The 20,079-nt window shown below is 67.7% G+C and carries 18 protein-coding genes; 9 read left to right on the top strand and 9 right to left on the bottom strand.

The window, feature by feature from the left end; genetic code table 11:
• Nucleotides 1-2: 2 nt before the first annotated feature.
• The 3 genes from ACS0OT_RS10920 to ACS0OT_RS10930 are packed head-to-tail and all read right to left on the bottom strand — an operon-like array spanning nucleotide 3 to nucleotide 2,474.
• Nucleotides 3-1,256 (bottom strand): ABC transporter permease, encoded by a 1,254-nt coding sequence (locus ACS0OT_RS10920; RefSeq protein ID WP_442255804.1) that lies wholly within the window; start codon nucleotides 1,254-1,256, stop codon nucleotides 3-5.
• Nucleotides 1,249-1,944, bottom strand: a complete 696-nt coding sequence (locus ACS0OT_RS10925; RefSeq protein WP_329953597.1) for an ATP-binding cassette domain-containing protein — start codon at nucleotides 1,942-1,944, stop codon at nucleotides 1,249-1,251. The genes ACS0OT_RS10920 and ACS0OT_RS10925 overlap by 8 nt, the downstream gene beginning before the upstream one ends.
• Entirely contained in the window at nucleotides 1,941-2,474 is a 534-nt protein-coding gene (locus ACS0OT_RS10930) for a ZrgA family zinc uptake protein (RefSeq protein ID WP_329953598.1), read from the bottom strand. Before ACS0OT_RS10930 ends, ACS0OT_RS10925 begins: the two co-directional genes overlap by 4 nt.
• 32 nt (nucleotides 2,475-2,506) lie before the next feature.
• On the opposite strand from ACS0OT_RS10930, the gene ACS0OT_RS10935 reads away from it, so the two are divergent.
• Nucleotides 2,507-2,980 carry a MerC domain-containing protein gene (locus ACS0OT_RS10935; protein ID WP_164229112.1) on the top strand — a complete coding sequence of 158 codons (474 nt, stop codon included), beginning with the start codon at nucleotides 2,507-2,509 and terminating at the stop codon, nucleotides 2,978-2,980.
• Nucleotides 2,981-3,155: 175 nt separating this feature from the next.
• Here the strand turns inward: ACS0OT_RS10935 and ACS0OT_RS10940 are convergent, their stop codons facing one another.
• Complete coding sequence (locus tag ACS0OT_RS10940) at nucleotides 3,156-4,058, bottom strand: LysR family transcriptional regulator (protein WP_005416723.1); 903 nt, start codon at nucleotides 4,056-4,058, stop codon at nucleotides 3,156-3,158.
• Nucleotides 4,059-4,175: 117 nt separating this feature from the next.
• Here ACS0OT_RS10940 and dkgB point away from each other — a divergent pair, with 117 nt between their 5' ends.
• Genes dkgB through ACS0OT_RS10960 form a run of 4 tightly spaced genes read left to right on the top strand, consistent with a single transcriptional unit; the run spans nucleotide 4,176 to nucleotide 7,243 of the window.
• Nucleotides 4,176-4,979 (top strand): 2,5-didehydrogluconate reductase DkgB, encoded by an 804-nt coding sequence (gene dkgB, locus ACS0OT_RS10945; RefSeq protein ID WP_065177705.1) that lies wholly within the window; start codon nucleotides 4,176-4,178, stop codon nucleotides 4,977-4,979.
• An 11-nt stretch (nucleotides 4,980-4,990) separates the two neighbouring features.
• A complete protein-coding gene (locus tag ACS0OT_RS10950) occupies nucleotides 4,991-5,965 on the top strand; it encodes a TIGR03571 family LLM class oxidoreductase (RefSeq protein WP_329953599.1) in 975 nt (324 codons plus the stop codon).
• A 19-nt stretch (nucleotides 5,966-5,984) separates the two neighbouring features.
• The gene (locus ACS0OT_RS10955; RefSeq protein ID WP_442255805.1) at nucleotides 5,985-6,923 is read left to right on the top strand and encodes a cyclase family protein; all 939 of its coding nucleotides are present in this window, start codon (nucleotides 5,985-5,987) and stop codon (nucleotides 6,921-6,923) included.
• The gene (locus ACS0OT_RS10960; RefSeq protein WP_065177703.1) at nucleotides 6,920-7,243 is read left to right on the top strand and encodes a MoaF-related domain-containing protein; all 324 of its coding nucleotides are present in this window, start codon (nucleotides 6,920-6,922) and stop codon (nucleotides 7,241-7,243) included. The genes ACS0OT_RS10955 and ACS0OT_RS10960 overlap by 4 nt, the downstream gene beginning before the upstream one ends.
• A gap of 19 nt (nucleotides 7,244-7,262) precedes the next feature.
• Here the strand turns inward: ACS0OT_RS10960 and ACS0OT_RS10965 are convergent, their stop codons facing one another.
• On the bottom strand, nucleotides 7,263-8,216 hold the full coding sequence (locus tag ACS0OT_RS10965; protein WP_164229105.1) for a LysR family transcriptional regulator: 954 nt from the start codon (nucleotides 8,214-8,216) through the stop codon (nucleotides 7,263-7,265).
• Between the two features lie 106 nt (nucleotides 8,217-8,322).
• Here ACS0OT_RS10965 and ACS0OT_RS10970 point away from each other — a divergent pair, with 106 nt between their 5' ends.
• Complete coding sequence (locus tag ACS0OT_RS10970) at nucleotides 8,323-9,066, top strand: SDR family oxidoreductase (protein ID WP_329953600.1); 744 nt, start codon at nucleotides 8,323-8,325, stop codon at nucleotides 9,064-9,066.
• A 165-nt stretch (nucleotides 9,067-9,231) separates the two neighbouring features.
• Here the strand turns inward: ACS0OT_RS10970 and ACS0OT_RS10975 are convergent, their stop codons facing one another.
• The 3 genes from ACS0OT_RS10975 to ACS0OT_RS10985 are packed head-to-tail and all read right to left on the bottom strand — an operon-like array spanning nucleotide 9,232 to nucleotide 14,722.
• Entirely contained in the window at nucleotides 9,232-12,309 is a 3,078-nt protein-coding gene (locus tag ACS0OT_RS10975) for an efflux RND transporter permease subunit (RefSeq protein ID WP_188238534.1), read from the bottom strand.
• Nucleotides 12,306-13,478 carry an efflux RND transporter periplasmic adaptor subunit gene (locus ACS0OT_RS10980; RefSeq protein WP_329888942.1) on the bottom strand — a complete coding sequence of 391 codons (1,173 nt, stop codon included), beginning with the start codon at nucleotides 13,476-13,478 and terminating at the stop codon, nucleotides 12,306-12,308. Before ACS0OT_RS10980 ends, ACS0OT_RS10975 begins: the two co-directional genes overlap by 4 nt.
• The gene (locus ACS0OT_RS10985) at nucleotides 13,475-14,722 is read right to left on the bottom strand and encodes a TolC family protein (protein ID WP_065177698.1); all 1,248 of its coding nucleotides are present in this window, start codon (nucleotides 14,720-14,722) and stop codon (nucleotides 13,475-13,477) included. Before ACS0OT_RS10985 ends, ACS0OT_RS10980 begins: the two co-directional genes overlap by 4 nt.
• A gap of 62 nt (nucleotides 14,723-14,784) precedes the next feature.
• On the opposite strand from ACS0OT_RS10985, the gene ACS0OT_RS10990 reads away from it, so the two are divergent.
• Nucleotides 14,785-15,459, top strand: a complete 675-nt coding sequence (locus tag ACS0OT_RS10990; RefSeq protein ID WP_065177697.1) for a response regulator — start codon at nucleotides 14,785-14,787, stop codon at nucleotides 15,457-15,459.
• Entirely contained in the window at nucleotides 15,452-16,825 is a 1,374-nt protein-coding gene (locus tag ACS0OT_RS10995) for a sensor histidine kinase (RefSeq protein ID WP_065177696.1), read from the top strand. Before ACS0OT_RS10990 ends, ACS0OT_RS10995 begins: the two co-directional genes overlap by 8 nt.
• A 143-nt stretch (nucleotides 16,826-16,968) precedes the next feature.
• Here ACS0OT_RS10995 and ACS0OT_RS11000 read toward each other — a convergent pair whose 3' ends face one another.
• On the bottom strand, nucleotides 16,969-19,320 hold the full coding sequence (locus tag ACS0OT_RS11000) for a GH92 family glycosyl hydrolase (protein ID WP_329953603.1): 2,352 nt from the start codon (nucleotides 19,318-19,320) through the stop codon (nucleotides 16,969-16,971).
• A gap of 461 nt (nucleotides 19,321-19,781) precedes the next feature.
• Between ACS0OT_RS11000 and ACS0OT_RS11005 the strand changes: the two genes are divergently transcribed.
• The gene (locus ACS0OT_RS11005; protein WP_188238532.1) at nucleotides 19,782-20,027 is read left to right on the top strand and encodes a hypothetical protein; all 246 of its coding nucleotides are present in this window, start codon (nucleotides 19,782-19,784) and stop codon (nucleotides 20,025-20,027) included.
• Nucleotides 20,028-20,079 lie beyond the last annotated feature (52 nt).

The following is a 20,079-nucleotide window of genomic DNA, read 5'->3' on the forward strand; positions in this document are numbered from 1 at the left end:
GCTCAGCCTCCCGGCGACAGGCCATCGGCCAGCGTGCGCCGGTAGGCCAGCAACGCCGGCACCAGCCCGGCCACAGCGCTGATCGCCAGCACGCCTGCCACCCAGGCCAGCTCGCGGCCGTCCGGCCAGACATGGGTGATCGACAGGCCAAAGTTGGCCAGCGCCCAGCCGCGCCCGGCAATGCTGGCGGCAACCAGAAGCACCAGCGCCAGCGCGCAGGCCACCGCGCTGGTCGCCACCGCCTCCACCACCAGCAGGGCAGCGATGTAACCCGGCCGTGCCCCGGTGGCACGCAGGATCGCCATCTCGCGCCGCCGCTCCTGCAGGGTCGAGACCAGCAGCGCCACCAGCGAGACCATGCCCAGTGCCACCACCATCGCGCTGATCAGCTGCAGCGCCCGTTCGGCCATGCCCAGCGACTGCCACAACTGCCGCAGCGTGACGCCGGGCAGGATCGCCAGCATCGCCTCGTCGGGATACTCGTTGATCCTGCGCTGCACCGAAAACGTGGCAATGCGCGAGTTCAGGCCGAGCATGAAGGCGGTGATGCTGGTCGGGGTCAGATCCAGATGACGCGCCCGCTCGGCGCTGACGCGCTGGCTGCGCAGCCGCACGCCCGAGCGCCAGTCGACGTGGATCGCCTCGATGGCCGCCAGCGAGACCAGCAGCGACGAATCCACCGGCGTGCCGGTGCGCTGCAGGATGCCGGCAACACGGAACGGCTTGTCGGCATGCGTGACCAGGGTGACCGCGCCGGTACCGTGCGCCAGCACGATCTCATCGCCGAGGACGACCTTCTGTGCCTGCGCCACCTCGGCACCGATCACCACGTCATACAGGTCATCGAACGGCCGTCCATTGGCGAACGCAAGCGCATGCCCGGCGCCATAGCGGTAATGCTCGAAATAGCCATCGCTGGTACCGACCACGCGGTAGCCGCGCCAGGAATCGCCCAGCGACAACGGCACCGCCCACTTCACCTGCGGTAGCGAGGATAGCTCCTGATACGACTGCCAGGACACGTTGTTGGTCGGGTCGCCGATATGGAACACCGAGTACAGCAGCAGGTTCACCGGCCCCGAACGCGCACCGACGATCAGGTCGGTGCCCGATACGGTGCTGGCGAACCCCTCGTGCGCCTGCGTGCGTACACGCTCGACGCCCAACAGCAACACCACGCTGAGGGTGATGACCAGCACGGTCAGTCCCACACTCAACGCACGGCTGCGCAGGCTGGCCCAGGCAAGCTCAAGCATGGCCGGCACCTGCCTGGTTGATCTCGGACAGTGAAATCGTGCGGTCGAACAAGGGCTGCAGGCTGTCGTCATGGCTGACCACCAGCACCGTGGTGCCGGCCGCCTGGCACTGCGCGGACATCAGCTTCAGGAACGCGGTTGCCGCGTCGCGGTCAAGCGCCGAGGTGGGCTCATCGGCCAGCAGCAATGCCGGACGACCGATCAGGGCGCGTGCTGCCGCCACGCGTTGTTGCTGGCCGACACTGAGCGTGCCTGCGCGCCGCTGCATCAGCGCCGGGTCCAGCTGCAGGGCCTGCAGCAGGCGGGCGATCTCGGCATCCAACGGGCCACTGATGCGTGCGCTGCGCAGGCGCGAGAAGCGCAGGCCCAGCGCGATGTTGTCGCGCACGGTGAGGAACGGCAGCAGGTTGAACTGCTGGAAGATCACACCCAGGTGGTCGGCGCGGAAGCGGTCCCGCGCGACACCACGCATCGCCTGCAGCGCGTGACCGGCGACCTCGATGCTGCCCTTGCAGGGCAGCAGCACGCCCGCGAGCAGGCCCAGCAGCGTGCTCTTGCCACCGCCACTGATCCCGCGCAGCAGCACGCTGCTGCCCTGCTCGATCCACAGCCGCGGCACGTCCAGCACCAGCTGCCGGCCGTAGCCGAACTGCACGCCATCCAGCGCGATCACCGGTCGCATGCTCACGGAGCCAGCACCACGCGCAGGTTGTCCGGGGTCAGCACGCTGCGGTTCTGGCCATGGGCGGTGGCGCTGTTGACGATTACTTCGTGCAGGCCCGGGAACAATGCGGGCAGGCGCACGACAATGGCCCGCAGCTCGGCAGGCTTGGCGCAGTGGTACTGCAGCGTTGCGCTGAACCCCGCGTGCCGATGCTGACCTGATGGCGGTGCGGCAGCCGTCGCATCGAATCCCTCGGCCTTGGCATCGTTGCCTGAAAGGCGGCAGCCCGCGGCGGTAGGCAAGGTGACCCAGCTGCCGCCCTGCAGCAGCGCAGTCGCATGCGCCAGCGCGGACTGCTCGGCCGCATTGGCCGGCGGCCGCTCGAAATCAAGGATGCCGATGCCGGGGGCCTGCAGGGCGAATTCCAGCGTCTGCTGGTCAAGCGCAACATCGACGCTGGCCTGGCCGTGCACGTGCGGTGCGTGCTGGCGGATATCGTGGGCCTGCGCGGCGCTGGCGGCCAGCAGCAGGAAAAGAGCAGCAGAAAGCTTCATGGGGGACACTCCAATTGTTACTATGTAACATTATGGACCACATGCCCACGACGCCCGCAAGGGCCCTGGCCCAGCCGCCAACTTCGGCACGCTGGCACCCCCGCTTCGATCTTGCCGGTGCCTGGCTGTCCCTGGCCTGCGCCGCCCACTGCATCGCCCTGCCCCTGCTGCTGGCCTTCGTACCGGCGGCGATGATGGCGCTGCGTTCGTTCCAGCACCCCGGCCATGGCGCGATGACGTTGCTGCTCGCGATGTCACGCTGGGAATGGCTGTTCGCGCTGCTGGCCTCGTCGCTGGCCTTGGCGAGCACCTCGGCCGGGCTGCACCGGCACGGGCGCGGGCGGCCCCTGCGGCTGGCGTGCGTCGGCGCGATCCTTCTACTGTCAGCCTCGCTGTACCTGCCGCTGAAGGAATCACTGCTCTGGCATGGCGTCACCACCGCGTGCGGCGGCATGATGCTGGCGGCAGCACACATCGGCAATCGGCGGGCGCTGCACAACCGCTAACACCGGCTGCGGGTCGGTTGGAACACGCCATCCACGCATGGCGTGGATCTACTGAAACATGCAACACAGCCAACGGTAGTGCCGGCCGCTGGCCGGACGGAAAACACCATCCACGCATGGCGTGGATCTACTGATGCACTCCCGGCAGCCGGCCAGCGGCCGGCTCTACCCCTCCTTATTCGTCAAACGGACGCTGCCCCAGCGTCTGCGTCACATGGTCGACGAAGCAGGTGATGCGCGCAGCCAGCGCGGTGTTGCGGTAGTACACCGCGTTGATTGGCTGCCGCACCTCCTGCGTCTGCCTGGCCAACAGCTGCACCAGGCGGCCATCACGCCGGTCCTGACGGGTCAGGAAGTCGGACAGGCAGGCGATGCCCAACCCGGCCACCGCCATCTGCCGCAGCGTCTCGCCGCTGGATGAAGCGATCGCCGGCTCGATCACGAAAGGCCCGCCATCGGCATCGTGTAGTGGCCATTCGTTCAACGAACTGGGCTGGGTAAAACCCAGCAGGTCGTGCTCGCGCAACTGCTCCACGCGCGTCGGCGTGCCGTGCCGTCGCAGGTACTCGGGGCTGGCCACCACGCGGATGCGGCTGTGACCGATCGGTCGCGCATGCAGGGTGGAATCGCGCAGCACGCCGATGCGGAACGCCACATCGGTGCGCTTTTCGATCAGGTCGGTGATGCCCTCGTTGGAATTCAACTCCAGCTCCACCTGCGGGTAGCGATCACGGAAGCCCTCCAGCAGCGGCACGATCACGTGCAGCATGAACGGCGTGGCCGCGTCCACGCGCAGGCGCCCGACCGGCTGCAGCCGCCGCGCCGCCATCTGTTCCTCGGCCTCGTCCACCGTGGCCAGGATCGTGCGCGCGTACTCCAGGAACGCCGCGCCCTCCTCGGTCAGTTCCAGCCGCCGCGTGGTCCGCCGCAGCAGGGTGGTCTGCAGCTTGTCTTCCAGCCGCGCCAGGGTGCGGCTGGTGGCCGAGATGGTCAGCTCCAGCGCCTCGGCCGCCGCCGTGATGGAGCCACCATCGACCACCGCCACGAAGGCCTTCAGCTCATCCAGGGTGGTTTTCATTATTTACCTCGCCGCAAAAGCATTTCCCATATACACGGCTTAATCAACAAATGTAAAGCGCCCACACTTCGCCCTGTCCCGAGCCGCCGGCTCGCAACGAAATCCTTGGAGTCCATCATGAGCGTTCCTTCCTTTGGCGTCGGCACCTTCCGCCTGAGCGGCCAGACCGTCATCGACTCGGTACGCAACGCGCTTGACGTCGGCTACCGTGCCGTCGACACGGCGCAGATCTACGGCAACGAAGCCGAGGTCGGCCAGGCCATCGCCGAATCCGGCGTGCCACGCGACCAGCTGTTCCTGACCACCAAGATCTGGGTCGACAACTACGCTGCCGACAAACTGATCCCGAGCCTGCGCGACAGCCTGGCCAAGCTGCGCACCGAGTACGTCGACCTGCTGCTGATCCACTGGCCGGCGCCGGGCAATGGCGTTGAGCTGCGCGAATACATGACCGCACTGGCTGAAGCCAAGACGCTGGGCCTGACCCGCCAGATCGGTGTGTCCAACTTCAACATCGAACTGACACGGCAGGCCATCGAGGTGGTCGGCACCGGCGAGATCGCCACCAACCAGATCGAACTGAGCCCCTACCTGCAGAACCCGGCGCTGACCGCCTTCCTGCAGGAGCAGGGCATCGCGGTCACCTCCTACATGACCCTGGCCTACGGCAAGGTGCTGAAGGACCCGGTGCTGGCCGGCATCGCCGACAAGCACCAGGCCACCGTGGCCCAGGTCGCGCTGGCGTGGGCCCTGCAGCGGGGTTACTCGGTCATTCCGTCCTCGACCAAGCGCGAGAACCTGGCCAGCAACCTGCTCGCCCAGGACCTGCACCTGGATGCCGATGACATGGCCGCGATCGCCGCGCTTGACCGCAACGGCCGCGAAGTCGATCCGCCGGGCCTGGCCCCGGACTGGGACTGAGGCGCCTCGCCATGGGCAGTGCGTTGACGCGTCTGCAGGCCGGTGGCTTCAGCATCGGCATCGAGGCACCGCTGGACAATGACTGGACGCCGCTGGGCGAACAGGCACGACGCGCCGCGCGACGCCTGCCCGGCGAACCGGACCTGCAGCGCCATGCGGAACTGGCACGGCTGGCCGACCGCCTCGGCTTCCGTGCGCTCTGGGTACGCGACGTGCCGGTGTACGACCCGGCCTTCGGTGATGCGGCGCAGGTGTTCGAGGTATTCAGTTACCTCGGCTACCTGGCCGGCATCACCGAGCACATCCTGCTGGGCACCGGTGCGGTGGTGTTGCCGATCCGGGAGCCGTTGCTGACCCTGAAGTCGGCGCGCAGCGTGCAGCGGCTCAGCGGCGACCGCCTGCTGCTGGGCGTAGCCAGTGGCGACCGCCCGGTGGAGTACCCGCTGTTCGGCCGCGACTTCGACAGCCGTGGCCGCCGCTTCCGCGAGCAGATCGCACTGCTGCGCGAAGGCGCCGCTGCGCACCTGCCGCAGGGCTTGGACGTGCTGCCCGCAGATGGCCCGGCCCTGCCGTTGTTCGTGGCCGGCCTGGCCCAGCAGCAACCGGCATGGATCGGCCAGCACATGGAGGGTTGCCTGGCCTACCCGGGCACGCCACAGGACCATGCGCAGCGCGTGGCGGCCTGGCGCGCCGTGGCCGGCAACAAGCCGTATGCCAGCTTCATCCACCTGGACCTGGTGGCCGATGCTGATGCCCCCTTGCAGCGCTGGCGCTTCGGCCTGCGTGGCGGCCGCAACGCCCTTTTGGCCGAGCTGCACGCCATGCAGGCAGCCGGTGTCGACCACATCGGCCTGCAGTTCCGCCGCAATGAACGGCCGTTGGCCGAAACCTTCCACGAAATCGCCGAGTACGTGCTGCCGCACTTCCCGGCCCATGCCGGCGCCGCTGCGCCGCATGCCCCGCTTGCCGCCGCCGCGACGGCCTGACAGTTACCGGAGCTTTGCCATGAAGATGAAGACCCTGGCCGCGCTTGCGCTGGCCACCCTGCCGCTGTCCTTCCAGGCCACCGCCGAGGACTGGTATCCCTCCGCCTACGGCGCCGACGACGAGATCGGCGCGGCCAACCTGCTGACCGCGGACGTGGTCAAGCACGCGGTCTCGCTGGTCAGGACCGGCAAGACCTATCCTCTGGCGGTGCCGGTGGACAAGAACCTGCCCGCGTTCCGCCACCGCAGCTTCCGCCTGTACAACGTTCAGGTCGGCCAGCAGGCCGGCAAATCGCTGGGCCCCAACAGGTTCACCTTCAACGATGAACTGGTGAACGCCTGGACCGGCGTTGGCACCCAGCTCAACGGTATCGGCCATATCGGCATCGACAACGTCTACTACAACGGCAACAAGGCCGCCGACTTCGTCACCGTGGACGGTGTGCGCAAGCTCGGCGTCGAGAAGGTGCCGCCAATGGTCACCCGCGGCGTCGTGCTGGACATGACCGCGTACTACGGCAAGGCGATCGTGCCCGGTGGCACCGAGTTCACCGTGGCCGACATCCAGGCCGTGCTGAAGAAGCAGGGCCTGAGCCTGCGCAAGGGCGACGTGGTGCTGTTCAACACCGGCTGGCTGGAACTGATCGGCAAGGACGACAAACAGTTCCAGGAAGTGGAACCGGGCATCGGCATGGAGGCGGCGAAGTGGCTGGCCGACCAGGGCATCGTCGCCTTCGGTGGCGACACCTGGGCCTCGGAGGTCTACCCGAACCCGGACGGTGCCGAGGAGTTTCCGATCAACCAGTACATGCTGGCCAAGCGCGGCATCTACAACCTGGAGCTGATCGACAGCCGGGCGCTGGTGCGCGACAAGGCCTGGGAATTCCTGTTCGTGCTCGGCCAGCCGCTGTACGTCGGCTCGACCCAGGTGAACATCAACCCGGTGGCGATCCGATGAACACCGCCGCTGACCTTCCCGTGTTCGCCGGCCGCCGCTTCCGCGTCAGCTATGACGGCCTGGCCGCCGACAATGTCTACAGCGCCGATGGCCGCCACGTGCAGTACGCCATCGTCTCCGGCGCCCATGCCGGTGCGCAGGGCGAAGCCGCCTGCGAGTGGCAGCGGATCAGCGACGGGGTCTATGCCATTTCGTGGCAGGAAGCCGATGGCGCTACGGTCGTGCATGTCGACGATTTCGTGGGCGGGCGTTCGCTGGCCTGGTTCACCGCCACCGATGGCAGCTTCCATCGCATGCAGGGGCCGTTGGCAGCGCTGTGATGCCGGCCAGCGGCCGGCACTACCCCCTCCGGTCGGACAGCTTCGCGTGCTGTGTCGGTAGAGCCGGCCGCTGGCCGGCATCCTCGAACGAGTCGAACACTCCGGCCACCCAGTCGATGAACACCCGAAACCGGGGCGACGGCGTGCGATTGCGCGGGTAGACCAGGCTCAACGGACTCGGCGTCGGCGGCGCCTCCGGCAGCAGCTCCACCAGCTGCCGGCGCGCGATATACGGGTCCATCCGGTAGCGCGGTGCCTGGATGATGCCCAGGCCCGCCAGCGCAGCGCCGAGGAACGCATCCGCACCCGACACACGCACCCGCGCCGGCAGCGGCAGGTAGCGCACCTGCCCGCCCTGCTGGAACTCCAGCGGAATCAGCTGGCCGCTGGCGCTGGAGCGGAAGCCGACCATCTGGTGGCCGTCCTGCAGGGCATCGATGCTGCCCGGCACGCCCCTGGCCTGCACGTAGCCAGGCGAGGCGACCGTCACCTCGCGCAGCATCGTCAACCGGCGCGCCGCCAGATCGCTGTCGGCCAGCGTCCCGACCCGCAACGCCGCATCCACGCCTTCGCGCAGCAGATCGACATAGCGGTCGCCTTCGCTGACCTCCAGTTCGATCTCGGGGTAGCGCTGCAGGAATTCCGGCAAGTGCGGGAACAGCAGGTGCCGGCCCAGCGTGCCATGCACTTCAATGCGCAACGGGCCGCGCGGCGGCGCGTCACGGAACGCGGCCTCCGCATCATCCATGTCGGCGATCAGGCGCAGGCAACGGCCATAGAAGGCCTCGCCTTCCAGCGTTGGCACCACCCGCCGCGTGGTCCGGTGCAGCAGGCGCACGCCCAGCCGCTGTTCCAGTGCCTTGATCGCGTCGGTCACCGTGGCCCGTGGCAGGCCGAGGTCTTCGGAGGCCCGGGTGAAGCTGCGGCGCTCGACGATACGGACGAAGGCGCGCATGGCCGTGAAGCGATCCATTGTTCGGTGATCCGGATGATGTTGGCGGATTATGCAGGATTATCCGAACGGGCAATGTCGCGAAGATAGTCCTGCGCCACTCCGGCGTGCCCGACTGGAAGCCACCATGACCCTCTCCCCCGCCCGCCCTGTCGCCCTGGTCACCGGCGGCTCCCGTGGCATCGGCGCCGCCATTTCCCGCCGGCTCGCCGCCGATGGCCACGCTGTCGCCATCAACTATGCAGGGCGCCGCGACGACGCCGAAGCGCTGGCGGCCGAACTCAACGAAGCCGGCGCACAGGCCATCGCGCTGCAGGCCGATGTCGCCGATCCGCAGGCGGTGCGGCAGCTGTTCGATGCCATCGAAGACCGCTTCGGCGGCATCGACGTGGTGGTCAACAGCGCGGGCGTACTGCAGCTGGCGCCGCTGGCCGACACCGACGACGCCCTGTTCGATCGGGTGATCGGCATCAACCTCAAGGGCGCCTTCAATGTGCTGCGCGAAAGTGCACGACGGGTGCGCGACGGTGGCCGGTTGATCACCCTGTCCACCAGCGTGGTCGGCATCCGGCTGGAGAACTACAGCGTGTACGCGGCCAGCAAGGCGGCGGTGGAAACGATGGGCGCGATCCTCAGCAAGGAGCTGCGCGGGCGCAACATCACCGTCAACGCGGTGGCGCCGGGCCCGACCGCCACCGACCTGTTCCTGGACGGCAAGTCACCGGAACTGATCGAGCGGTTGGCGAAGATGAATCCTCTGGAGCGGCTGGGTACGCCGGAAGACATCGCCGGCGCGGTGGCGTTCCTGGCCAGTGCCGATGGAGGATGGATCAACGGCCAGGTGCTGCGCGCCAACGGTGGGATGGTCTAGATCGCGCGGACGGCATCCACGCATGGCGTGGATCTGCTTGGGAAACCGTGGCGGTTGATCGAATCCACGCAGGACGCGAAGCCGGTGTAGAGCCGAGCCCATGCTCGGCTGCTCTTCGCGCGAAGGCCAGATGCAGCCGAGCGCGGGCTCGGCGCTACCGTCAGGTCAGGCGCCATGGGCCTCGCGGCGCTGGTGTACCCAGTAGTACAGCGTGGGCAGTACCAGCAGGGTCAACAGCATCGCCGACAGCAGGCCGCCGATCACCACCACCGCCAGCGGCTTCTGCGTCTCGGCACCAATCGCATGCGAGGTGGCCATCGGCAGCAGGCCGAACATCGCCAGTAGTGCGGTCATCAGCACCGTGCGCAGGCGCTGCAGCGAACCTTGCACCACCGACTGCAGCAGGTCCATGCCCTGCTCGCGCAGCTGGGCGAAGCGACTGAGCATCACCACCCCGTTCAGCACTGCTTGCCCGAACAACGCGATGAAACCGATCGCCGCCGACACCGACAGCGGAATGCCGGTCAGCCACAGGGCCAGGATGCCGCCGATCATTGCCAGTGGCACGTTGGCCAGGATCAGCGCAGCGCTGCTGATGTCCTTGAAGGCATCGAACAGCAGCACGAAGATGATCAGCACCGACAGCGGAATCACCCAGCCCAGCCGCTCCATCGCACGCTGCTGGTTCTCGAACTCGCCAGACCACTCCAGCCGGTAGCCGTCCGGCAGCTGCACGCTGGCGTCCACGCGCTTGCGCATGTCGGCCACCACGCTGCCCATGTCGCGGCCGGCGATGAAGATGCTCACCGCCTTCACCCGCTGTGCGTTCTCACGCGAGATGTTGATCGCGCCACTGGCCATGCGGAACTCGGCCACGTCGGACAGCGTCACGGTGTGGCCATCGCCAATGCCCACCGGCACCGTGCGCAACCGTTGCAGGTCACGGTCGGCGTCGTCCAGGCGCAGCGTGATCGGGAACCTGCGGTCACCTTCCCACAGTTCACCAACCTGGCGCCCGCCCAGTGCGGTCTCGATCACCTCGTCGATGTCGCGCACATTCAGTCCATAGCGTGCCGCACGATCGCGGTCGATCTCGATCTGCAGCTGCGGCAATGAGCCGTCACGATCAATGAAGGCACTCTCTACGCCCTCCACGCCACGCACCTGCCCCAGGATCGCCTGCGCGTGCTGGTTCAGTACATCCAGGTCCGAGCCGCTGACCTTGATCACCACCTGGCCCTTGATCTGCGAGATGCTCTCCAGGATGTTGTCGCGCACCGGCTGCGAGATCGAGAACTCCGGCCCGGGAATCCGCTGCTCCAAGGTGCGCTGCAGATCGCTCACCAGCTGGCGCTTGTCCACGCCCTTCGGCCATTCCTTCTCAGGCTTCAACGCCACCAGCGCCTCGATCTGGTTGGCGCCCTTGGCATCGGATCCGTCTTCCGGGCGCCCCAACTTGGCCACCACGGTCGATACCTGCGGGAAAGTGCCGACCAGCTCACGGATGCGCCGCGACTGCTGCTGCGCCTCGGCCAGGCTGGTGCTCGGGTCGAGCGTGGCGGTCAACCAGATCGAGCCTTCGTCCAGCTCGGGCAGGAACTCCGAACCCAACCGGGTGCCCAATGCCAGCGTGCCGACCAGCAGCGCAACTGCGGTCAGTACCACCGCACGCGGGCGGGCCAATGCACGCTCCAGGATCGGCTTGTACCAGCCGGTCAGGCGGTCCATCAGCGGATTGCCATCGCGCATGCGGTCGCGGCGCAGCCACCAGTAGCAGAACAGTGGCACCACGGTCAGTGCGAGGATCAACGCACCGATCAACGCCGAGGTCACCGAGTACGCCATCGGTGCGAACATGCGGCCTTCCTGGCGCTGGAGGGTGAAGATCGGGATGTGTGCGGCGATGATGATCAGCATCGAGAAGAACGTCGGGCGCCCCACTTCGGAGGCTGCCGAGAGTACGGTAGAGAAGCGCGTCTTCCTGTCAGCGTTCGGCGGCAGCTTCGACAGTCGCGAGACGATGTGTTCGGTGACGATCACCGCGCCATCGATGATGATGCCGAAGTCCATCGCACCCAGCGACAGCAGGTTGGCCGGCACGCCCCACAGATGCAGGCCGAGGAAGGTCGACAGCAGGGCCAGCGGCATCATCGCCGCCACGATCAGCGCGGCGCGGGCGTTGTACAGGAACAGCCACAGCACCAGGAACACCAGCACTGCGCCTTCCAGCAGGTTGCGGAAGACGGTTTTCAGCGTGGTCGAGACCAGCCACGAGCGGTCGTAGAACGGCTCGATGCTGACACCGGCCGGAAGCTGGTTCGCTTCGATCTCGGCGATGCGCGCATGCAGGGCATCGAGCACGTCGGACGGGTTCTCGCCCTTGCGCATCAGCACCATGCCGAACACCGCATCGTCGTTGTCATCCTGGCCGACCAGGCCCTGCCGGGGCAGGCCGGTATCGGCGATGCCGGCCAGGTCGCGCACCAGGATCGGCGTGCCACTGCGCTGCGCGACCACCACGTTGCCGATGTCGGCCGGCGAACGCATCAGACCGACGCCGCGGATCAGGAACTGCTGCTGGCCGCGTTCCACATAGCCGCCGCCCGCGTTCGAACTCCCCTTCTCCAGCGCCTCGGCGAACTCACCGAGGCTGATGCCGCGGTCACGCAGCTTGTCCAAATCCGGTTTGACCTGGAAGGTGCGCGCAAAGCCACCGAAGCTGATCACATCGGCCACTCCAGGAACGGTGCGCAGGCTACGCTCCATCGTCCATTCCTGCACGGTGCGCAGCTGGGTCGGGGTCAGGTGCGGGCCTTTCAGCACATAGCGGTAGATCTCGCCCACCGCCGAGCTCATCGCCTCCAGCTCCGGGGTCACCCCTTCCGGCAGCTCCACGCCCTGCAGGCGCTCCAGCACCTGCTGGCGTGCGAAGTAGTCATCGGCCTTGTCGTCGAAGGTCAGGATGATCATCGACAGGCCGAACTGGGTGTGCGAGAACACCCGCACCGAATGCGGAATGCCAGACAGCGCCACTTCCAGCGGCATCGTCACCTCGCGCTCGACCTCTTCGGCGGCACGGCCCGGGTGCAGCGACACCACCGTCACCTGGGTGTCGGACACATCCGGGAAGGCTTCCACCGGCAGCACGCGGAACGCGGCGATGCCAGCGCCGATGAACAGCAGCAGCGCCAGCATCACCATCAGCGGCTGGCGCAGGCAATAGGCAATCAGGCGATCGATCATGGCGCGGCGCGCCCCGTGCCGGTGCTGACGGCTGCCGGCGCGCTGTCCACCAGCTGTTGCAGCAGCAGGCCACCCTCGACGACCACTCTGCTGCCCGGCGCCAGGCCTTCACGCACCCACAGGCGGCCGTCACCCAGCTCCTCGGCGTGCACCGCGTGGCGCACGAAGCGGCCCTTGCCTTCCTCCACGAACACCACCTGCTTTCCGTCGATCAGCAACACCGCGGCGTCGGGCAGCGAGACACCGCCCTCGGACGGCAACGCCACCTGGGCGCGCACGTACTGCCCGGCCTTGAAGCCACGTGCGCGGTTGTCCAGCTCGGCACGCGCCTGCACCACCCGGCGTTCGCTGTCGATGAAGTCATCCACGTGCTGCAGCGTCGCCTGCAGCGGCTGTCCATCGGCGCCGGGCACGCTCACCTGCATGCCGGCCTTCAACCGCCCTGCCAGGCTTTCAGGAACATCCAGCAGCAGCCACAGGCGGTCCGGATCGCCGATCACTGCCAATGGCTGCTCGCTGTCGGGACTGACCGACATGCCCGGGTTCATCCGCCGCTCCACCAGCACGCCATCGATGGGGGCGCGCAGCGGCAGGCGCTGGTCCACGCGCTGGCCATTGCCATAGGCCCGGGCGAATGCAGTCGCGCGCGCATGATCGGCCTGGCTGCCGGCAAAGCTCGCTTCGGCTTCATCCAGTTCACGGCCCGACGCCACTCCCGCGGCGTGCAGCTCGCGGGTGCGCTCCAGCTCCTTGCGTGCCTGCTGCAGTTCGGCACGGCCACGCGCGCCCTCGGCCTGGGCCTGGCCGAACTCCGGCGAGGTGATCCAGGCGATCACCTGCCCTGCCTTCACTCTCTGCCCCGGCTGCGCCTCGATGCGCGCCACCTGACCCGGCAACGGCGTGCGCAGTGCACTGGAGCGTGTCTCGTCCCAGGCCACCCGGCCCGGCAGCTGCAGGCGGGCGCTGGCGCCGGCGGTCACCGCCTCGCTGCGCAGCACGTCCAGCTGGCGGCTGCCGGCTGGAAACTGGATCTGGCCGGCACTGACCTGCGGCGCGTCCTCGGTATACGACGCCGGTTCGCGGCCGCAGCCGCCCAGCAGGGCCAGCGCCAGCAGGGCCGGCAGCACGGCATGTCGCGCACGCAGGCGACGGGCGACGGTGGACTTCATCGGGACTCTCCTTCAACAACGGATGTGGCCGCTTCCCAGCGCGCCAGGGCAATGGCATGGTCGGCACGCGCTTCGATCAACGCGGCCTCGAATTCGCGCCAGCTGCGGCGCGCATCCAGCAGATCGGTCAGGCTGGCGGCGCCGCGCCGGTAGGCCAGTTCGATGCCCTGTACCGCCTTGCGCGCGGCGTCGGACTGCAGTCCTTCGTAGTCGCTGCGGCGCTGCGCGGCGGACTGCGCGCTGGCCTGCAGCAGGTCAAGTTCGGCGCGCGCTTCGCGCTGCAGCACCTGCAGTTCCAGCGCCGCACTATCACGGTCGGCCTCGGCACGCTGCATCGCGCCGCGTGCACGCGATGGGCCACCGAGTGGAATGGTCAACGACACGCCCCAGGTCACACCGCTGATGTCGGTCGGCTCGCGTTCGGCTTCCACACCCAGCTGGACATCGCGATGGCGCTCGCTGCGCGCCAGTGCTACACCGGCATCGGCCGCGGCCAGGCGCGAACGCGCTGCGCGCAGATCGGCACGCTGCTGCGGATCGAACGCGCGCGTTGCGGCAACGCCTGCGAGGTCCGGCCAGGGATCATCGGCGCTGAGGTCACCGCTGTCGTCACGCCCGAGCAGGAGGCCCAGCGCATGCCGTGCATCGCGCAGATCCAGGGCCGCCTCGCGCGCCGCGTCGGCCACCGCCAGGTCGTCCACCGCCAGCCGCGCGCGGTCGACCGGCGCCATCGCCCCGGTGGCAACCTGCTTGTCGGCTGCCGCCATCTGTTCGGCCGAACTCTGGCGGTTGGCCTCGGCAATCTGCACCCGCTCCTGCGCGCGCTTCAGGCCGAAGTAGGCCTCATGCAGCGCCACCTGCTGGCGACGCCGCGCATCGAGCATCTCCAGCCCGGCCACCTCCAGCAGCGCATCGGCCTGGCGGATACGCAACGCGCGCTTGCCACCGCGTTCCCAGGTCCAGCCCAGGCCCACGGTGCTGTCCATCCGCTTGTCCTGCCAGCGGCCCGGGCCGACGCCGTGCCTGGGGCTGAGCTTGCTGGTGCCGATCGACAGCTCGGTCGCTGGACGCAGCGCCGCCGTCTGCGCGTCGCCCTGCACGCCACGCAGCGCCAGTGCCGCCACACGCAGGTCCGGGTTGTGTGCTTCCATGGCGCGCTGCGCCTCCTGCAGGGAAAGTGCCGACGCCGCAGGTGCGCACAGGAGGGCGGCCAACACAGCCGCAAGGCAAGGGAAGAAGTTCATGCGCGTCACGGTAAGGTGACGCACTTGCGCCAAACTTGCCCCAACCTTGCACGAAGCTTGCAATGCGAATCCTGCTGATCGAAGACGACGCCGCCCTGGCCGATGGACTGATCCGTGCCCTGCAGGGCGCGGGTCATCTGTGCGACCACCTCTCGCGCGGGCTGCATGCACCCGCTGCACTGGCCAGCGCGCCATATGACGTGATGGTGCTCGACCTTTCATTGCCCGACGTCGATGGCCTCGACCTGCTCTCGCGCCTGCGCAACGACGGTGTCACCCTGCCGGTGCTGATCCTCACGGCGCGCGATGGCGTGGAGGACCGCATCCTCGGCCTCGACCGGGGTGGCGACGACTATCTCGCCAAGCCATTTGCACTGGGGGAACTGGAAGCCCGCCTGCGTGCGCTGTCGCGTCGCCGCAGCGACGCACCGGCGCAGAAGCGGTTGGGCCGTTTGTGCTTCGACAGCATCCGCAATGAGGCGCAGGTGGACGGCCAGCGCATCGAACTGACCGCCCGCGAGCTGTCGCTGGTCGAAGCACTGATGCAGCATCCCGGCCGCACCGTCACCAAGCAGCGCCTGTTCGACGCTTTGTACAGCTGGGACCACGAGGCCAGCTTGTCGGTGATCGAAGTGCATGTCAGTCGCCTGCGCCGCAAGCTGGAACACGCGCGTGCCGGCGTCGGCATCCGCATGCTGCGTGGCCTGGGTTATCGCCTGGAGGCCAGCGGTGACTGAGCGCGTGCACAGCCTGCGGAGCCTGCTGCTGCGCCGCCTGTGGCTGCCGCTGCTGGTGCTGCTGATGTGCAGCGCGGTGGGTTCCTTCGCGCTGGCGCGCTTCTACGCCGGTCAGGTCTATGACCGCTGGCTGCTGGACTCGGCGATGTCCCTGTCCGAGCTGGTGACGGTACAGGAGGGTCATGCATCAATCGAGATCACGCCCGCGGTGTCACGTATGTTCAGCTGGGACACCGCCGACGAAGTGCATGGCGAAGTGGTCGATGCTGCGGGTGGACGCTTGTATGGCGACTTGGCCGAAGCGCTGCCGCGCCCGGCCACCGCCGCATCAAGCGACGACGCGGTTTATTACGATGCGCGCCTGCGCGGGCAGCCGGTGCGCATGGTCGAAGTCCTCGTCAGTGCCGGACCGGGCCACGATATCCGGCTGCGCGTAGCCGAGACGCTGCGCAAGCGCCACCGGCTGGAGCGCAAGCTGCTGCTGACCAGCATCCCGTTCCAGGCTGCGATCCTCACGCTTGCCGCGTGGCTGGCCTGGTCCGGGACCGGCGCGGCCGCACGCCATGCCAACCAGGTGGCGCGGCGCTTGGCCAGCCCCCGCCCGGACCCACTGGCGCCCCTGGAACCCGCGCAGGAGGCGCCACGCGAGCTGTGGCCGGCGGTGGAGGCCTACAACGCGCTGTTGCAACGACTGGACGCCATGCAGGCCGCGCAACGGCGCTTCGTCAGCAATGCCGCGCACCAGCTGCGCACGCCGCTGGCGGCAATGCAGGTGGAGCTGGAGAGCTCACTCCGCCACCAGGATCCGCAGGCCCAGCAGCTGGCGTTGTCCGGCACGCTGGCCGGGCTGGCACGGCTGCAGCACCTGGTCAACCAGCTGCTGATGCTCAGCCGCTCGGAAGATCCACAGGGCAGCGCACTGCCGCTGCAGCCTCTGGATCTGGCCGCGCTGGCGCGTGGCGTGGTCGAGCGCTACGCTGACCGTGCGTTGGCTGCGGGCGTGGACCTGGGTTACGACGGACCCGACGACGGCGTGCAGCTACAGGGCGATGCGCAGTTGCTGCGCGAGGCGCTGGGCAACCTGCTGGACAACGCGCTGCGCTACGGCGCCACGCCCGGAGTCATCACCCTCGGCGTTCGGCAGGGAACCGACGGCGTGCAGGTATGGGTGGACGATGACGGCGCCGGCATCGCCGAAGCCGAACGCGCGCGCGTCACAGAACGCTTCTACCGGGCCAGCAGCGAGGGCGACGGCTGCGGGCTCGGACTGGCGATTGTGGCCGAGATCGCGCAACGGCATGGCGCGACCTTGATGATTGATACCGCCCCGATCGGCGGTGCGCGGGTGGGGTTGCGGTTCCGATGAGCGCTGTTGAACCGCCCTTGTAGAGCCGAGCCCATGCTCGGCTGCTCCTGGCACGATGCCTGAGCCGAGCATGGGCTCGGCTCCACAGGTTCCTGGTCACCCGTGAAGCGTGCCGACCAAGGTCGGCACCTACCGAGTGCGCGTCACCGGCTCATCGAATAGGGCGCCTGCGCGCCCTGCCCCGGCCAGTCCTTGTTCGGCTCGGCCTGCATGCTGAAGCGCAGTTCGCCACCGGCCAGGATCTCGTCGTGGCGCAGGAAGGTACGCTGCAGCGGCTTGCCGTTCAACGTCACGCTGCCCACATACGTGTGCGCGTCATCCAGCCCCTCGGCCACGATGGTGAACGTCTTGCCGTTCGGCAGACGAATCGCGCTCCTGGGCAGGAACGGACGGCCCAGGATGTACTCGCCCGAGCCCGGTGCCACCGGGTAGAAGCCCAGCGCGGTGAACACATACCACGCCGACATCTGGCCGACGTCATCGTTGCCGGCCAGGCCATCGGGACGGTCGGCATACTGGGTATCCATGATCTGCTTCAGCCGCGCCTGGGTGCGCCACGGCTGGCCGGCGTACGAATACAGGTAGGCCACGTGGTGGCTGGGCTCGTTGCCGTGCGCATACCAGCCGATCAGGCCGGTGATGTCTTCCATGTGCTCGAAGATCGATGGATCCACCTTGGCGTTGAACACCTCGTCCAGGCGCGCGAGCAGCTTGTCGCTGCCCCCGTGCGCGGCGGCCAGGCCAGCGACGTCCTGCGGCACGTACCACGAATACTGCCATGCGTTGCCCTCGGTATAGTCGGTGCCGTAGCCGCTGGCGCTGGGGTCGAAGGGCGTGCGGAAACTGCCATCGCGCTTGCGCGCGCGCATGAAGCCGGTGTCCTTGTCGAAGGCATTGCGCCAGTTGCCTGCGCGCTTGTCGAAGGTCGCCGCGATATCGGCCTTGCCCATGGCCTGCGCCATGCGTGCGATGGTCCAGTCGTCGAAGGCGTACTCCAGCGTCTTGCTGGCCGCTTCACCTTCCTCGTCGATCGGCACATAGCCCAGCTCACGGTACTGCGCGATGCCGTCGTAAGGGCCGTAATTGGCGGTCTCGACCATTGCCTTCAGCGCCTTGTCGGCATCGAAGCCACGAATGCCCTTCACGTAGGCATCGGCGATCACCGGCACGGCGTGGTAGCCGATCATGCACCAGTCCTCCAGGCCGTGGAACGACCACACCGGCAGCATGCCGTAGGGGCTGTGCTCGTGGTGGGCCAGCATGGAGTTGATGAAGTCGCTGTTGCGCTTTCCCGGCTGCACCAAGGTCAGCAGCGGGTGCAACGCGCGGTAGGTGTCCCACAGCGAGAACGTCGAATAGTGCGTGAAGCCATCGGCCTTGTGCACGGCATTGTCCGCGCCGCGGTACTGGCCATCGGCATCCATGAACAGCGTCGGCCCCAGCATCGTGTGGTACAGCGCGGTATAGGCACTGCGCCGCGCATGTTCCGGCGCGTCAATGTCCAGCACGGACAGTGCCTGCGTCCACTCCTGCTTCGCCTGTGCACGCACGCGGTCGAAATCGAAGTCGGCCACTTCCGCGTCGAGGTTGGCGATGGCACCGGCTTCACTGACCGGCGAGATCGCCACCTTCACCACCAGCGGTGCATCGAGCTTGCCGAAAGCGAACGTACCAACCAGCTGACGACCCTCGATCTGGGCGCGCTGTGCCGGGTCCTTTTCGCCCGGCGGCGGAAAGCCCTTGTAGACGATGTCCTGCTCGGTGTTGTGCAGCTCATGCCCGGCCAGCGGGCGTGAGAAGCGCATCGCAAAGTACAGCTGGCGGCCCGGCGCCCAGCCTCGGGTTTCGCGGAAGCCGGTCACCGTGCCATCGGCGCGCACCCGCACCCGCGACCACAGCACCTTGCCCGGGTAGTCGTACATGCTGGTACGCATGTCCAGCAGCACCTTGGCGTCGGTGCCCTTGGGGAAGGCGTAGCGATGCACGCCCACGCGCGCACTGGTGGTCAGCTCGGCACGCACCTTGTAGTCATCCAGGGTGACTGCGTAGTAGCCCGGCTCGGCCTTCTCGTCAGCGTGGCGGAACCGTGAGGCGTAACCGCTGCGCGGCTTCTCCGGATCGCCGCGCTCCAGCCCGGGATTGCCGGTGAACGGCATCAGCAGGACGTCACCCAGGTCCGAATGACCGGTGCCGGAAAAATGCGTATGCGAGAAACCGACGATGCTGCTGTCGTCATAGCGGTAGCCCGCCGCCCAGCCATAGGCCTTTTCACGCGGCTGGATACGCGTGTCCGGGCTGAGCTGGACCATGCCGAACGGCACCGTGGCGCCGGGGTAGGTGTGGCCCTCGCCACCGGTGCCGATGAACGGATCGACCGAGGCGTATGCCTTGTCGGCGGCGGTTCTGGCTGGGGCCGCACTGGCCAGGCCGGAAGCGAACATCGCCGTGGCGGCGACAGCGATCAGGAGACGACGGTCCAGCGTGGGCATCGGCATTTGGATCGATTCAGGTGGTGGTCAGAGAGTAGCACCGGCCCTGCCCTGTCGCATGCTGCAGTGCGGCCGCCGGAACCGGCACGATGATTTGCACATAATTGCATGGCCGGACGACGAATCGCCTCATAGGCTTCCGGCTTCCCGCTTCCAGATCGGTGCCAATACGGCAGTGGATCTCCACACATGCACTTCTGAAAAACCGCGCCTTCGGAGCGGGACAAAGCGAGACGAACCATCAATTGGTGCGCAGCGCCTCGATCTGCCCAGAATGGCGCCGCAGCGGACATCCCGCTGCCGGGATTGGAACCCCCGAAAAGAAGGACAGAGATAGCTCGTCGTAACTGCGGCGGGCGCTGCGTGTGGCCGTCAGGCCCTCCGGTTTTCTCTGTTCCTTCCGGGAGTTCCAAACACGCATCGCCCGCCACCCTTGCGGTGGCCCTCGCTTCCCAAGGAGTTTCCGCATGAAACACACGCGTCCGCTCAGCCCGGCCATGGAATCGCTGTTCCAGCGTATCGAACATGCCCTCAACAGTGCCGAAGGCATGGCCATCCTCATCGGCGAGCAGTGCGGCCCCGAGCCGAAGCCACCCGCACCGATGGGCTACAACGCCAAAGAGATCGCCGACGCGATGGTCATGCTGAGCCAGCATGGTCGGTCGTTGCTGCAGAAGCCGCGTGCGGAAGCGGAAAAGGTGACCTATCACTAGACCGCGACGCAGCCGAACCTGCTCGGCGCCGTGCGCACCGCACGCAGCGATT

Source organism: Stenotrophomonas maltophilia group sp. RY12688 (assembly GCF_052149045.1).
In the GTDB taxonomy this organism is placed as follows: domain Bacteria; phylum Pseudomonadota; class Gammaproteobacteria; order Xanthomonadales; family Xanthomonadaceae; genus Stenotrophomonas; species Stenotrophomonas sepilia.

Bases quoted from the DNA above. Each gene is read 5' to 3' on its own strand.
- ACS0OT_RS10920 (WP_442255804.1), bottom strand. From the start codon at position 1,256: ATGCTTGAGCTTGCCTGGGCCAGCCTGCGCAGCCGTGCGTTGAGTGTG.
- ACS0OT_RS10930 (WP_329953598.1), bottom strand. From the start codon at position 2,474: ATGAAGCTTTCTGCTGCTCTTTTCCTGCTGCTGGCCGCCAGCGCCGCG.
- ACS0OT_RS10935 (WP_164229112.1), top strand. From the start codon at position 2,507: ATGGACCACATGCCCACGACGCCCGCAAGGGCCCTGGCCCAGCCGCCA.
- ACS0OT_RS10940 (WP_005416723.1), bottom strand. From the start codon at position 4,058: ATGAAAACCACCCTGGATGAGCTGAAGGCCTTCGTGGCGGTGGTCGAT.
- dkgB (WP_065177705.1), top strand. From the start codon at position 4,176: ATGAGCGTTCCTTCCTTTGGCGTCGGCACCTTCCGCCTGAGCGGCCAG.
- ACS0OT_RS10950 (WP_329953599.1), top strand. From the start codon at position 4,991: ATGGGCAGTGCGTTGACGCGTCTGCAGGCCGGTGGCTTCAGCATCGGC.
- ACS0OT_RS10955 (WP_442255805.1), top strand. From the start codon at position 5,985: ATGAAGATGAAGACCCTGGCCGCGCTTGCGCTGGCCACCCTGCCGCTG.
- ACS0OT_RS10960 (WP_065177703.1), top strand. From the start codon at position 6,920: ATGAACACCGCCGCTGACCTTCCCGTGTTCGCCGGCCGCCGCTTCCGC.
- ACS0OT_RS10965 (WP_164229105.1), bottom strand. From the start codon at position 8,216: ATGGATCGCTTCACGGCCATGCGCGCCTTCGTCCGTATCGTCGAGCGC.
- ACS0OT_RS10970 (WP_329953600.1), top strand. From the start codon at position 8,323: ATGACCCTCTCCCCCGCCCGCCCTGTCGCCCTGGTCACCGGCGGCTCC.
- ACS0OT_RS10975 (WP_188238534.1), bottom strand. From the start codon at position 12,309: ATGATCGATCGCCTGATTGCCTATTGCCTGCGCCAGCCGCTGATGGTG.
- ACS0OT_RS10980 (WP_329888942.1), bottom strand. From the start codon at position 13,478: ATGAAGTCCACCGTCGCCCGTCGCCTGCGTGCGCGACATGCCGTGCTG.
- ACS0OT_RS10985 (WP_065177698.1), bottom strand. From the start codon at position 14,722: ATGAACTTCTTCCCTTGCCTTGCGGCTGTGTTGGCCGCCCTCCTGTGC.
- ACS0OT_RS10990 (WP_065177697.1), top strand. From the start codon at position 14,785: ATGCGAATCCTGCTGATCGAAGACGACGCCGCCCTGGCCGATGGACTG.
- ACS0OT_RS11000 (WP_329953603.1), bottom strand. From the start codon at position 19,320: ATGCCGATGCCCACGCTGGACCGTCGTCTCCTGATCGCTGTCGCCGCC.
- ACS0OT_RS11005 (WP_188238532.1), top strand. From the start codon at position 19,782: ATGAAACACACGCGTCCGCTCAGCCCGGCCATGGAATCGCTGTTCCAG.